The following is a 13,028-nucleotide window of genomic DNA, read 5'->3' as shown; positions in this document are numbered from 1 at the left end:
TAACAGGTGCGATCGCATCGCGCAATCGCACCTATGGCATCTGGTATCGGCCAAAATATCATTCAGGGAAACGGGTCAAACGTTTTGCATCCTTCGGTATTTGATATTGTGCGACATTCATTTGCATCGCTAGCAAGGCATAGTAAGAGTTAATTCCGGTCAGATCGACCACACCCTTTTTACCGAATCGTTTATCTGCACGCTGGAAAGTGCGGTCGGAGACGCGCTTGTTTTTGTGTAGTTCAGTCGAGAAGTCGTAGACGATTTCCTCGTCCTCGCTCATGCCCACCGGACGGATACCGTCGGCGATTGCATCGGCGATAGCTGGTTTGATGCCAGCTTTTAACGCGATTGGATAATGGACATACCATTCAAAATCTTGCGTCCATTCGCGTGCGGTGATCAGGATTGCCAGCTCACTTAAGGTATTGCCGATTGCAGAGTGATAGCGCAAATAGTCGCCCATAGCCCGTGCTTGCGTCATGACTTGCGGGCTGTGCATTAATGGCTCAAATGGACCAAAAACAGGTACTTTGCGGGTGGCTAAAAAATCTTCGGCCGCTTGTTTTTGTTCCTGTGTGTATTGATCTGGCGGGATCGTTGGCAGACGGTCGGTCGCGTATGCTGCGCTGGCAATTAAGCCTGCTGCTATGCCGGATGTGATACCGGATGCAATTTTATTTTTCATGTTGTCTCCTCAGACGGTGGGTGGATTAGTAGCTTACTTTTTGGGTGAAATTTCCGTTTGAAATGCATGACTTATTTTACGTTTCTTGTTCGAATAGGCTCTCAATCAAACTGACGCTTTAACCATGTGACGATGCCATCGATACTACGGAAATCAGCGACCGAGCGGCATGCAATCTGTGGATGCCGTGTTTGTAGCATGCGTGATAAAGCAGAGCCGGGTCCTAATTCTAGCGCGACGGTTACGCCAGCTTCAGCACAGGCATCCATGCAATCACTCCATTGGATAGGTTCTGCTAACTGACGTGATAAATGCGTGATGGCGATTGTTTTGTCTGTGATGGGAATAGCTTCTATACCGGATAAGACGGGACAGCTAGCTAGCTTAAAATTGGTGTCTTGTAGCGCAGTGAAAAAAGGAGAAACCGCATGTACCATCTTGGATGTGTGGGATGCGATATCAACAGGTAATGACTGTATTTTTCCGCCCGCTGCTTTTACTGCCTGGCAGATCGACGGTAATGCCGATTGTTGTCCTCCTACAATGCAGCTATCTTCGCCAGTAACGATGGCTAGATCAAAATCGAATGGATGAATCAACTGCTGAATTCGCTCAACTGATAAACCGCTGATCGCTGCCAGAGTCTGTTGCGGCGATTCTGCCAGACAGGTATCCATTAAGCTCGCTCGGGTTCTCGCTAAGTCCACCGCTTGTTTAGCGCCGAGCATGCCCGCTACGCTGTACGCTGCTAGCTCGCCTATGCTGTAACCGGCAACCAGACTCGGTGCAGGTATGCGCTGTTTGATCGCTTCCCAAATACTGATAGCGCTGGCAACAATCATCGGCTGCGCGATACGGTTAGCAAATAAGAGCTGCGGCGTCGATTCGATGGCATCAAAGGGAAGATCAAAGCTGTCGATCAAGGCTCGGGCCTTGTCGTTTGTGCGCGCCAGATCAAACATCGCCGATGTCTGATTACCTTGCCCCGAGCACAGAATGAGCAGCCGATCCGTCATTTTTTCGACTTACCCAAAACTGCCTCAGCGGCGTTGCAGCGACTAGCCGTACTTAAGTAATTTCTTTGTCGCTGCGTCTTGCAGCAACAATTTTGCGTAAGTCCTAATTTGTTCTCATTATCGTTAGCACTCATTGTATTAGCAGTGATTGCATCGGAACTTATTGCATGCACCAGGCAGCTCGCAGCAAGCAAATCCGCAGCGCCTCCGGGGGATAATTTTTTAGCGATGAATATACGATGACAAGCTAGGGCATGTTCATACCAATCTGGATGAGCGGTTCCACCTTGAGCTATAAAATGTTGCGCCTGATGTTTGACGATGGCCGCACCTTCTGCACCGCCACGGTGGTAGACGTTGGTGTCGCTGATATACGCCATTAAGGCGAACAGGGCATCAATTTTTGCATGGTACATACTCCGCCCGGCAGCGAGAGTCGCTTGTAATGCGGGTATGCCAATTTCAAATACCGATGGCAAACCAAGGGCCGCCTCTTCACGGGCACCACTTGCACCGTGTAGTGCACCAACCTTAACTCCGTTAGAGGGAGAACCTAATTTGCCAAACGGAACTTGCATGTGCGTCCGCAATTCATCACCCCAGCATGTTAATAAAGTGTGGCGGATACTGGCTGGTGATAGTGACTGTCGTTGAACTTTAGCATGCCCGATAGCGGCGCAAAGTAAGCCTAGGCTAAAGATTGCGCCACGATGGGTGTTGATTCCGGCGGTGGCGAGCATCATCTTTTTTTCGGCAGATATGCCCAGCTTTTTTAGTGAATTAAAAGACGCCCCAGTCATACCTGCTAAGCTAATTTCTTTATAGTAGCCACGTAAAGAAAATAGGCTGCGCATAAAGGTGCTGGCGTTCATATCCTGATGACTGCCGTTATCTATCAACGACACTAAGCCCGGTTTGGGGTATAGCGATAATTCTGTGTACAAACAGCGTACAGCTAGGCGCGCAAGTAATGCCGCAAAGTCTCGGTGAGCAACATCAACACTGATTTTCTCAGCGTCGTCGCGATACGCTTGCGACATCAATGCCGGCATCTTCGGCACTATCTCTATACTGATTTGACGCATGACTTTTTTCCCAGACTGCTTAGTAATGAGGCCGTGGACGCTAACCGTACCGTATGCATTTCTTTTACCAATACATGTGCTTGCCGGTCCAATGCGCTAAGCCATTCTTTCCATGATACGGCGCGGTCGCCCGGAAAAATAATTTCTCCGTCGAGCGGCAGGATTTTGGCAGATTCTGACAATAGCAATAATCCAGTCTGCAATTGCTCGATATTGTCAGGATAAAACAAGACATCAATATCTGATGTCGTAGTGAGATAAATCTGCTTGGTCAGTGTTTGTAAAGCGAGTGATCCGAAGACATGAAGGCGTAAATTATTTGCTTGCAAGGCTAGCTTGGCTAAGCCTTGCTGCCATTCGCCAGGCGCAGCGCCGATGACGGATGATAACGGCAGTGCTGGTGTCGTTTTTTTGATATCTGTGACGGCGCAACGCAAAGCGATTCGTCTTTTCTCACCAGTTAACGGATGCGGTGGCATAGCTAGCCCTAAGCAGATTTGATCCGTGTTGACACCGATATCAGCATCAGCACGCCTAACGACCAATGGCCAGTCTTGGTTTTGCCAAAGCTTGATGGCTTCTAGCTGATCGTCGGTCGCAGTCATACTCGGTTGAACAATAAGCTGACTACTACGTTGACCACTAAGCTGGTCAATAAGCTGCTGCCAGCCCAGATCAGATAGCCAGACCAGATCATGCCGTGACATCATGATGCCAGACTATTTTTGCCGGCGAGTATCGCATCAATCACAGGCTGCGCCAGCTTACGGCCGCCGCGTGCCAACCCTAAACCACTACGCTGATCGCCGCCTCGATTACCATCCACTTGTTCTTGTAACGCCAGTTCTAATTGAGTAGATAAATCATCTTGCCAGATCGCCTCAATACCACCCATACGTAAATAATTTTCTGGACCTGGTGCAAAAACCGGATTGCTACTGGCGAGTGCAATCAATCGTTCTTCCGGCACTTTAGTGATCCTCGCCATAGCGGGCAAGCCCATGACCCGGATTGTGGAATCCGGCAAAGCATAACAAGCGTCCGCCATCAAACCGCTGGTGATAAATCCTCCTGACAAAGCTTGGTCGTACACCAGACCAAGGATGGGATGGCCTTGACGCCGGGCCAGATCGACGCATTTTCCTAAATGTGCCATGTAGCTATTAATTCCCAACATCTCATCGCGATGACGTAAGCGTTGTCCTTGCGTATCGACCATAATCAAGATCGGACGCTGCGGATGTTCGCGTACCGTATTGAGAATAAAGTGGGCCTGTGCCAGCGCGATTTCAACACCAATTGGTTCGTGCTCGCAAGTGCCGACGACAGCGATAGTGCCGATGCTGGTCTGGGCGCTACCAGATAAGAAATGATCTAGTTCTGTAATCGAATGGCCGAGCGGAAATAGCTTAGTTGCGATCGTTTGCCAATGTAATGTTGGCGTAGTTAAATTCGTTACGGGATTGACAGGCTGCACCATTACCGCACTCCCAAACGTAGATGATCAACCGTTGTAATGAACTGATCCACCTCTAATAGCGGTAGCAATTCTGGTTCTGGGACGCCGAGTTTTTTCCAGATATCTACCGGGTCAGTCAGCGTACCAAATTGACTGATACGTTGTGTCAGTAAGTGTTGCTCTTGCTCTAACGCCGTCAATGACAACGCGACCTCTTGCTGGTTGCAAGTATCGATTGCCGCAATCGCAGCATCGCGGAATGCTGGGACAGAATCAGCAACGATCATCTGACAATCACCTAATAAAAATCGATGCTTACCACCTGTCGTGCGCCATACCAGCGCTCTGTCACGCGAATCAAATTCTTCTACCCCATTGGCTGTTTCAATCACTTCCGGACCGGACATCGCAAGACGTGCTTCTTCTGACATGACGATGATATTTGCACAGCGGGCAACGATGCCCATGCCGCCAAAACAACCATTCGAGCCGCCGATTAATACGACTACCGGGACGCCAGCGGCACGCGTATCCAACACCGCCCGCATGACTTCTGATACAGCGATTAGACCCGCATTGGCCTCATGCAAACGTACTCCACCTGATTCAAGCAATAACACGACTGCATGCGCATGCTCTGCAACGGCACGACGTAACATCCCGACGAGTTTGGCGCCATGGACTTCACCTACTGCACCACCCATAAAGCCACCTTCTTGTGTAGCGACAAAGACGATTTTTCCTGCCAGTTTTGCGCTACCAATCACCACTCCGTCATCGAAGGACACGGGAGCGTTGAGTTGTCCTAAATGGGGGCTGATGACACGTGCCGAAGGCGGTAAAAACTCTTCAAAACTATTCGCATCAAATAAGGCATGCACTCGTTCACGCGCATTGGATTCCAGATAACTCATGAGGCTTCTCCAGCAGTTTTTCCCAGCATAGTCTCAACCGCTTGATCCAGGCGCAGACTCACGACCGCAGGCGTCGCGCCCATATCGTTAATTGTGATGCGGGTTTCGGTAAGCTGCCAGCGGTTATGGAAATCTTGCATAACCGCTTGCCAGATTGCACCAAAACCGGTGGCGGCTGTTTTGATTTCGATTGTGCAGGCACCGTTTTGTGGAATGCTTTCAATCAGCACCTCCAGATTGCCGGAGCTGACAACGCCTACCAGTTCAGCTGGATTATTTAAATGACGGTTGCCATGTTCGAATCGATAATTTAAGGTTTCCATTGCGGCTTTCTTCTCAGCTATTCACTTCTATTATTCTTTTCTACTATCCGCCTACCAATTTCTAAAACGCTTTGGTGGGTTATACAAACCGCCAGAGGCGCGTACTAGATCTTTCATCGATTTGGCGGCGAGCAAACTACGGGTGGCCTGACGTTTATCAATACCAATATCCTCGGCACGCTGAATGATGCCGCGATCGTGTAAATTTTCTACCATACGCTTGTCGCGTGCGATGCCAACGGCGGTATAACCTGCCACACCACGGATCGCCTGTTCGCGCTCTTCATCCGTGCGGCACAATAAGAGATTGGCGATGCCTTCTTCCGTCAAAATATGTGTCACGTCATCGCCATAAATCATGACAGGTGGAATCGCCATCTTGGCTTGTTCCGCCAGTTCCCATGCATCGAGTTTTTCGACGAAGGCGGGTTGCATATGTTCGCGAAAGGTTTCGACAATTTGCACCACTAATTTTTGTCCGCGCGGGATCAGATTTTTCCCTTCCCGCGCTTGCTGTCCGGCTTTTAACCATGCTGGGCTGGCGTGTCGTCTGCCACGTGCATCCGCGCCCATATTCGGCGCACCGCCAAAGCCCGCGATTCGTCCCAAGGTCGCGGTGGAGGAATTGCCTTGTAAATCAATTTGCAAAGTCGAACCGATGAACATATCGCAGGCATATTGTCCCGCTGCCTGGCAAAGGGCGCGATTACTGCGCATGGAGCCGTCAGGTCCGACAAAGAACACATCGGGCCGGGCGCGGATATAGTCTTCCATGCCTAGTTCCGACCCAAACGAATAGACAGACTCGACAAAGCCAGCCTCAATCGCAGGGATCAAAGCAGGGTGGGGATTGAGTGCCCAATGACGTCCGATTTTGCCTTTGAGTCCCAACGACTCTGCATAGGTTGGTAACAATAATTCGATGGCGGCAGTATCGAAGCCGATACCGTGATTGAGTCTTTGTACACCATACTCGGCGTAGATACCTTTGATCGCCATCATCGCCATCAGGACTTGTATCTCTGAAATCTGCGCCGGGTCACGTGTGAATAAAGGTTCTATGTAATATGGATTAGGTGCTTGCACGACAAAATCAACCCAGTCGCCTGGAATATCCACTCGCGGCAGTACATCGACAATCTGATTCACTTGCACAATCACGATGCCATTTTTAAATGCGGTAGCCTCGACGATGGCGGGTGTATCTTCTGTATTGGGTCCCGTGTACAAATTACCGTGACGATCTGCCGCCTCCGCTGCGATCAGACAGACGCGCGGTGTCAGGTCGATAAAGTAGCGACCAAATAATTCGAGATAAGTATGGATCGCACCGATGTTTAACTTGCCTGAACTGACCAGTTTGGCGACTCGTCCGGCCTGTGGGCCTGAAAAAGAAAAGTCCAACTTTGATGCAATACCACGGTCGAATACATCCAGATGCTCAGGCAAGGCAATGACGGACTGCAGCATGTGGAGTTGATTGATTTTTGTAGGATCAAGTGTTGCCAGCGCTTTGCCTAAAAAGTCAGCTTGTTTCTGATTGTTTCCCTCAAGGCAGACCCGATCACCGCATTCCAATACCTGATGCAGTAAATCAGCGATACGCGAAGCCGGTAAAACTTTGCCGTTTAAGGCTTCAGCTAAGGACGACTTGGCGCGCTGCAGACGTTGACGTCGATTGTTTTGTAAGCTGTTCCACACAGTGGGTCGCGCACTTGATCGTTCGTTTATATGAGCATCAGAAAATTGACTCATTTCGCTCCCATAATCATGGTAGGCAAGCCCGTTGAAATCCCTGGAAACAAGCATAACAACAGCACTGCCAGAAACATCAGCGCGACAAACGGCATCACGCCCCAGATTACGTCCTTCAACGGAATGTCCGGTGCGATGTTCTTAATCACAAAAATATTCAATCCGACCGGTGGATGGATTAGTCCCATTTCCATCACCACCGTCATGACAATCCCAAACCAGATCAGATCAAAACCTGCTGCTTTAAGCGGAGGCAAAATAATCGGAGCGGTCATCAAAATAATCGATACCGGCGGTAAGAAAAAGCCAAACACAATCACCATCGTGAGTATCACCGCCAGTAACACCCATTTTGATAAATGCATATCAACAACCCATTGCGCCGCAGACTGGCTGATATGTAAATAGCTCATCACATAGGAATAGAGTAAGGACATGCCAATGATCAGTAGCAGCATGGTGGATTCTTTGACGGTTGATGTCAGAATCGGACGCAAATCTTTTGGTCGCCACACACCGTACACAATGGCGATTAAAGCCAGCGCCAACAACGCGCCTAGACCTGCGGTTTCTGACGGTGTCGCAAAGCCGCCGTACAGCGCAACCATCACACCAATCAGCAAAATAACGAAGGGCAATACACGTGGCAGCATTTCTACTTTTTGCGCCAGCGTGAAATGCTCTTTTTCAAGATAGGCAGATTCCGTCCCGGTCTGATTGAATACCGCTAATGCCATACGATATTCTTTGCGTGCCCGATACACGGCATAACCAGCAAATAAAAATACCAGCAACACACCAGGACCGACGCCTGCTAAAAACAAGCGGCCCAAAGATTGTTCAGCGGCGACCGCATACAAAATCATCGTGATTGATGGCGGTAATAAAATACCTAAGGTGCCACCTGCTGCAATGATTCCTGCTGCAAAGCCAGGCGAATAACCACGTCTGCGCATTTCAGGGATGCCTGCTGAACCAATCGCAGAGCAGGTTGCAGGTGAAGAACCCGCCATCGCTGCAAACAGAGCGCACGCCACTACGTTGGCAATGCCAAGACCGCCAGGTACTTTGTGCAACCAGGTATGGATTGCGGAATAGAGGTCTTTACCTGCCGGGGACTTGCCGATGGCCGCACCTTTTAAGATGAATAGCGGGATCGACAATAAGGTGATGGATGCCATTTCTTCATACACGTTTTGGGTCACGGTATCGAGCGAGGTTGAAGGCATAAAAAAATACATAAAACTGGTAGCGACGATGCCTAGCGCAAATGCAATCGGCATGCCAGAGAACATCACGACCAGCGTCACTGCGCCATATAAAGCGCCTAATGTTAGCGGGCTCATGTGTCGCTCCGTTTTGCTGGCGATGCGTTAGTCACTCGCGCTAATACCTGCACAAAAATCTGTAACGTCAGTAAGCTCATACCAAACGCCATCATGCCGTAAGGTATCCATAGCGGCGGTGCAAAAGTAGAGGTGGTGGTCTGGCCATCGACAAAGGCTTCATGCCATAAGGTCCAGGATTTCCATGAGAAGAACAAGCAAAACAAAAACGACAATACATCCACTAACAACATACGAAATGCATTGACCCGCGCTGGAAGCAATGAAGACAGCGCTTCAATCCCGATATGTCCGCGAAATGACTGTACATAAGCGGTACAGAAAAAAGTAACACCGACCAGCATGAACACCGATGCTTCATCCTGCCAATCGGTCGGTGCGTTAAAAAAATACCGGCTGACCACCGAATAGGTCAGTACGCAGGCAGTTAATACCAATGCTAGCAAGGATAAATTCATGAGCAACATATTGAATTTATCCATTGCCCAAGATATGCCCGCAACGATCTTATTATCCGGCACTGCCGTTCCTTTGGCAGGCTCCAACTCAAAGCCGTGGCTCATAGAGTTTTCTCCGCCAACTTCAGCAATTTGGCGCAGTTCTCATTTTTCTCGCCATAATCTTTCCACGCCGTCGTGCGAGCGATTGATTGCCATTTCTTTAAAGCAGCGGGGTTGAGATCAGCCACTTTTGCGCCTGCTTTTTGGTACACCGCAGCGACCAGCGAATCATCTAGCTGCGCAGATTTACGGGCAAAGGCTTCCATCTCTGCGCCGACTGCCATGATCGTCGTTTGCTGTTCTTTGCTGAGTTTGTCAAAGATAGCTTTCGACATCATCAGCGGCTCAAACATAAACCAGTAAGCACCTGCACGGCCTGTGGTCAATGCTTTAGATACCTCTTCTAAGCGAAACGAAATCAATGAAGTGGACGAGGTCAGTGCCGCATCCATCGCACCGGTTTGCATCGCGGCATAGATCTCATTGGAGGGCAGGGACACCACCGCCGCACCGGCTGCTTTCAAAATCAAATCCATCTCGCGGGAGCCTCCGCGTATCTTCATTCCCTTCGCATCATCTGGATCGATAATCGGTTTACCACGGGAGGCAACGCCGCCCGCTTGCCAGATCCAGCTAACCACAACAATGCCTTTGTCCAGCAAAATGCGATTTAACTCTTTACCGACATCGGCGTTTTTCCAGCCGTAGCCCTGCTCATACGAAGTCACCAGACCAGGCATTAGTCCGATATTGACCTCAGGGACTTCTCCACCAGCATAGGACAGCGGCACCAGCGACAAATCCAATGCGCCTTTGCGCATGGAAGAGAACTGGGCATTGGTTTTCATTAGGGACGATCCAGGATAAATCTCAAACTTCAGGCTACCTTTCGAGCGTTTTTCGACTTCAGCTGCAAACATGCGGCATAAACGATCTCTAAAATCGCCCTCAGTCACTGTGCCGCCAGGGAACTGATGCGATATTTTTAAAGTGGACGTTTGCGCCCAGGCTGTTTGCATAGAAAGTAGCGGGCTGGCGGCAATGGATGCCATAGCACCGAGGACGGCTCTGCGTTTGGATAATGTGGACATTCTGTCTCCTGCTGGATAGTAAAGGTAAAAGCATTACAATGATTTTTGATCTATTTGCATGCAAGGTTTCTTTTTATGTATACAAGATATATACTTAATAAATGCAATGCAAGTACAAATTGTTTTTTATAATGAGAAAAAATCTACTAAGGAAACCGTTTGTCTATCGTCGACACTATTAATAAAATCGGTAACAAAAGCAGCGATAAGCTCATTGATAAGGCCGATAATAAAAATCGCTCGGAATCCTTACGCGAATCGATTGAAGAAATGATCGCTGTAGGGACGCTGCTTCCTGGGCAGCATCTGGATGAGACCGAGCTAGCGACGCAGTTTGGCGTATCACGCACGCCGATCAGAGAAACCCTGATTCAGCTCGCATCAATGGGGATCGTCGTTATTCGCCCCAGGCGCGGCGCGGTCGTGGCAGAACTAGGGCCGCAGCAATTGGTAGAAATGTTTGAAGTCATGGCCGAGTTTGAGGCAATGTGCGGCAGACTCGCCGCCAGACGCATGACCGAAGCAGAGCATCAGAATCTGCTGGCAGCACATCAGGCATGCAAGGACGCCAGCCTGGCGCAAAACTCTGACGATTATTTCTATTGCAACGAAACCTTCCATCAGATTATCTACAAAGGCAGTCACAACGCTTTTCTGGCTGAGCAAGCACTCGCACTACACCGTCGCCTGCGACATTACCGGCGTTTGCAATTGCGGGTGAGGGACAGGGTCGGCGCATCGTTTTCTGAGCACGACGGCGTGGTGCAGGCGATTCTCGCTGGCAATGGCGATTTAACAGCAGAGTTGCTCAGAGGTCACATCATGATTCAGGGCCAGCGTTTTGCCGATCTGATGGCGTCCTTACCCAAGTTAAATCCATAGACGTTATCGTTTAAAACGGTGATATCGGGCAGGTAAATCCTTACGATCTACTTGCTTAGTTAGATATTAAATCAATATACTCCCCCTTATTTTTTTAAAATATGGCTTATTGTCCAGTAAGTATATGGACAACTTAAATATACATGCCCAGAGTATATTTTATGGCTTATGCATTAGCTTATGTATTATCCCTGCGAGGGAATTCCCACGCGCTTTCAACTAAGCCGGGCGGATTCAGATAAACCGGGCGCAGAGCCTTGTCAAATGCCAGCGATGACCCATATCAGTCAGACGTTTGGTCGCAGCGAATAAATGGGCAATGGCTATCTCCATCATCGTGTCGATGACGGATCAAACAATGCCCGTCGAATGTCCATAAGCTGAACAATAGTACGCCAGTGCAGCTAATTTCGATCACGGTTACACTAGGCAAAGTAACAAGTCATTAAAACTCTGTTTGCTCTTAGTGAGCCCCTTAAGAATCATTATTAGCAAACATTAATCTCAACCCGAAAGTTATTCACATGTCCGATTTAATTCAAAAGCTGGAATGGCGTTATGCCGCAAAAAAGATGAACCCTGCCAAAGCGGTTCCGCAAGAAAAAGTTGACCGCATTCTGGAAGCAGCGCGCCTGACCGCGACTTCCAGCGGTTTGCAACCTTACGAAATCTTCGTCGTTACCAATCCAGAAGTCCGTGAAAAAATCAAACCAGTCGCTTGGAACCAAGGCCAGATCACCGATTGTTCACACCTGTTAGTGTTCGCTGCATGGGACAACTACACTGTAGAACGCATCAACATGATGTTTGATCTGACCAACGATATTCGTAATTTTAAAAACGAAGGCTGGGAAAATTATCGCCAAATGCTGCTCAACACCTACCCAAAACGCGATGCCGAAGTCAATTATCAACATGCAGCACGTCAGGCCTATATCGGTCTGGGATCAGCACTGATCGCCGCCGCATTTGAAGAAGTGGACAGCACACCGATGGAAGGTTTTGACCCTGCCGCAGTTGACGAAATCCTTGGACTCAAAGCACACGGTCTGCGCAGCGTTGTGATTTTGCCGTTGGGCTATCGCGAAGAAGACAAAGACTGGTTAGTTAACCTGAAAAAAGTCCGTCGCCCAACCGACAAGTTTGTGACTGAAGTGAAGTAAATCGACTATGTCGCTAGCCGCGGGTAAGGCATTCGTAGCTAGCGACAATCGGAGCAGAGTAGATCACCTTAATCACGCCAGTTGACCGGACCCCACTCTGTTCTTTGTTCTAATTTTTAATCGCGTTTTCAGGTAATTTTCAAGCTAGCTAAGCTGAAGTTTTTCTGCCGCGTACTTCGCTGCCAGCTGCAGATTTTTCAAATCCCGCTCTACCAATTTGTCGTCTGCCTTAGAGCTAAAGCAGCAAAATGTGCCATATACATTGCCATCAGACAGAATAATCGGCGTGGCAAGATAAGAGCCTATCTTCAGATGCGTCTTCGGTATTTCTATCTCTTGGGCTAGCTTCTGCGCGTCATTAATAATTTGTGGCAAGCGTCCATCCACAATCCGCTGGCACCATGTCGCCTCCAAAGGATCGGCTTGGCCGGCACTCAAAATCGGCGCATTGTCGCGACATTCAACTTGTCGTATCACCCGCATGCCATCCACAAATTCAGACACAAACACAACATCCATCTTAAGTTTTTCCAGCACAATTTTTAAGACTTCCTGAACCGAGTGATGAATCAACTCATCCGACGTATCCGCAGTCGCAACCAACAATTCAGATAGCTGTACCGTCAGATCATTAGGGTCTAAACCTTCCTCATATCTTGAAACGGCTTGATTGGATTTGTGAGCATCGGCAGGCGTCACATGCACAAGTGAGTCCAGCGTAAATACCTTCAGTTGCGACTGCGCGCCAGCTCCCCAAGTACACTCAGCCTGATCATGTTTATTGCCGAGAATAGTGTCAAACAGCG

Annotated in this window: 14 protein-coding genes; 2 read left to right on the top strand and 12 right to left on the bottom strand. The window is 49.0% G+C overall.

Annotation, left to right across the window (positions count from 1 at the left end; translation table 11 throughout):
• Positions 1-58: 58 nt before the first annotated feature.
• From RGU72_RS12170 to dctP, 11 genes are all read right to left on the bottom strand, one after another.
• Positions 59-688 (bottom strand): carboxymuconolactone decarboxylase family protein, encoded by a 630-nt coding sequence (locus tag RGU72_RS12170; RefSeq protein ID WP_322119979.1) that lies wholly within the window; start codon positions 686-688, stop codon positions 59-61.
• Positions 689-789: 101 nt separating this feature from the next.
• Positions 790-1,704: an ACP S-malonyltransferase gene (locus RGU72_RS12165; protein ID WP_322119978.1), complete on the bottom strand. Its 915-nt coding sequence runs from the start codon at positions 1,702-1,704 to the stop codon at positions 790-792.
• A complete protein-coding gene (gene mdcB / locus RGU72_RS12160; RefSeq protein WP_322119977.1) occupies positions 1,701-2,789 on the bottom strand; it encodes a triphosphoribosyl-dephospho-CoA synthase MdcB in 1,089 nt (362 codons plus the stop codon). Before mdcB ends, RGU72_RS12165 begins: the two co-directional genes overlap by 4 nt.
• The gene (mdcG, locus tag RGU72_RS12155) at positions 2,771-3,496 is read right to left on the bottom strand and encodes a malonate decarboxylase holo-[acyl-carrier-protein] synthase (RefSeq protein WP_322119976.1); all 726 of its coding nucleotides are present in this window, start codon (positions 3,494-3,496) and stop codon (positions 2,771-2,773) included. The genes mdcB and mdcG overlap by 19 nt, the downstream gene beginning before the upstream one ends.
• Positions 3,496-4,269 carry a biotin-independent malonate decarboxylase subunit gamma gene (locus RGU72_RS12150; RefSeq protein WP_322119975.1) on the bottom strand — a complete coding sequence of 258 codons (774 nt, stop codon included), beginning with the start codon at positions 4,267-4,269 and terminating at the stop codon, positions 3,496-3,498. Before RGU72_RS12150 ends, mdcG begins: the two co-directional genes overlap by 1 nt.
• The gene (locus RGU72_RS12145; protein ID WP_322119974.1) at positions 4,269-5,162 is read right to left on the bottom strand and encodes a biotin-independent malonate decarboxylase subunit beta; all 894 of its coding nucleotides are present in this window, start codon (positions 5,160-5,162) and stop codon (positions 4,269-4,271) included. The genes RGU72_RS12150 and RGU72_RS12145 overlap by 1 nt, the downstream gene beginning before the upstream one ends.
• Positions 5,159-5,485: a malonate decarboxylase acyl carrier protein gene (gene mdcC / locus RGU72_RS12140; protein WP_322119973.1), complete on the bottom strand. Its 327-nt coding sequence runs from the start codon at positions 5,483-5,485 to the stop codon at positions 5,159-5,161. The genes RGU72_RS12145 and mdcC overlap by 4 nt, the downstream gene beginning before the upstream one ends.
• A gap of 51 nt (positions 5,486-5,536) precedes the next feature.
• The gene (gene mdcA / locus RGU72_RS12135) at positions 5,537-7,240 is read right to left on the bottom strand and encodes a malonate decarboxylase subunit alpha (RefSeq protein WP_322119972.1); all 1,704 of its coding nucleotides are present in this window, start codon (positions 7,238-7,240) and stop codon (positions 5,537-5,539) included.
• Positions 7,237-8,586 (bottom strand): TRAP transporter large permease, encoded by a 1,350-nt coding sequence (locus RGU72_RS12130; RefSeq protein ID WP_322119971.1) that lies wholly within the window; start codon positions 8,584-8,586, stop codon positions 7,237-7,239. The genes mdcA and RGU72_RS12130 overlap by 4 nt, the downstream gene beginning before the upstream one ends.
• Positions 8,583-9,149 carry a TRAP transporter small permease gene (locus tag RGU72_RS12125; RefSeq protein ID WP_322119970.1) on the bottom strand — a complete coding sequence of 189 codons (567 nt, stop codon included), beginning with the start codon at positions 9,147-9,149 and terminating at the stop codon, positions 8,583-8,585. Before RGU72_RS12125 ends, RGU72_RS12130 begins: the two co-directional genes overlap by 4 nt.
• Complete coding sequence (gene dctP, locus RGU72_RS12120) at positions 9,146-10,177, bottom strand: TRAP transporter substrate-binding protein DctP (RefSeq protein ID WP_322119969.1); 1,032 nt, start codon at positions 10,175-10,177, stop codon at positions 9,146-9,148. Before dctP ends, RGU72_RS12125 begins: the two co-directional genes overlap by 4 nt.
• A 213-nt stretch (positions 10,178-10,390) precedes the next feature.
• On the opposite strand from dctP, the gene RGU72_RS12115 reads away from it, so the two are divergent.
• On the top strand, positions 10,391-11,059 hold the full coding sequence (locus RGU72_RS12115; protein WP_322121631.1) for a GntR family transcriptional regulator: 669 nt from the start codon (positions 10,391-10,393) through the stop codon (positions 11,057-11,059).
• 524 nt (positions 11,060-11,583) lie between these two features.
• Complete coding sequence (locus tag RGU72_RS12110) at positions 11,584-12,222, top strand: NAD(P)H-dependent oxidoreductase (RefSeq protein WP_322119968.1); 639 nt, start codon at positions 11,584-11,586, stop codon at positions 12,220-12,222.
• Positions 12,223-12,366: 144 nt separating this feature from the next.
• Here the strand turns inward: RGU72_RS12110 and RGU72_RS12105 are convergent, their stop codons facing one another.
• Entirely contained in the window at positions 12,367-12,927 is a 561-nt protein-coding gene (locus RGU72_RS12105) for a GAF domain-containing protein (protein WP_322119967.1), read from the bottom strand.
• Between the last annotated feature and the right edge of the window lie 101 nt (positions 12,928-13,028).

It is taken from the genome of Undibacterium sp. 5I1 (assembly GCF_034314085.1).
Classification (GTDB): Bacteria; Pseudomonadota; Gammaproteobacteria; order Burkholderiales; family Burkholderiaceae_D; genus Undibacterium.
Note: the sequence above shows the minus strand (reverse complement) of the source record. Positions and strands in the feature narration are given on the sequence as shown.

Bases quoted from the DNA above. Each gene is read 5' to 3' on its own strand.
- mdcC (WP_322119973.1), bottom strand. From the start codon at position 5,485: ATGGAAACCTTAAATTATCGATTCGAACATGGCAACCGTCATTTAAAT.
- RGU72_RS12125 (WP_322119970.1), bottom strand. From the start codon at position 9,149: ATGAGCCACGGCTTTGAGTTGGAGCCTGCCAAAGGAACGGCAGTGCCG.
- mdcB (WP_322119977.1), bottom strand. From the start codon at position 2,789: ATGCGTCAAATCAGTATAGAGATAGTGCCGAAGATGCCGGCATTGATG.
- mdcG (WP_322119976.1), bottom strand. From the start codon at position 3,496: ATGTCACGGCATGATCTGGTCTGGCTATCTGATCTGGGCTGGCAGCAG.
- mdcA (WP_322119972.1), bottom strand. From the start codon at position 7,240: ATGAGTCAATTTTCTGATGCTCATATAAACGAACGATCAAGTGCGCGA.
- RGU72_RS12170 (WP_322119979.1), bottom strand. From the start codon at position 688: ATGAAAAATAAAATTGCATCCGGTATCACATCCGGCATAGCAGCAGGC.
- RGU72_RS12145 (WP_322119974.1), bottom strand. From the start codon at position 5,162: ATGAGTTATCTGGAATCCAATGCGCGTGAACGAGTGCATGCCTTATTT.
- dctP (WP_322119969.1), bottom strand. From the start codon at position 10,177: ATGTCCACATTATCCAAACGCAGAGCCGTCCTCGGTGCTATGGCATCC.
- RGU72_RS12165 (WP_322119978.1), bottom strand. From the start codon at position 1,704: ATGACGGATCGGCTGCTCATTCTGTGCTCGGGGCAAGGTAATCAGACA.
- RGU72_RS12150 (WP_322119975.1), bottom strand. From the start codon at position 4,269: ATGGTGCAGCCTGTCAATCCCGTAACGAATTTAACTACGCCAACATTA.
- RGU72_RS12130 (WP_322119971.1), bottom strand. From the start codon at position 8,586: ATGAGCCCGCTAACATTAGGCGCTTTATATGGCGCAGTGACGCTGGTC.
- RGU72_RS12110 (WP_322119968.1), top strand. From the start codon at position 11,584: ATGTCCGATTTAATTCAAAAGCTGGAATGGCGTTATGCCGCAAAAAAG.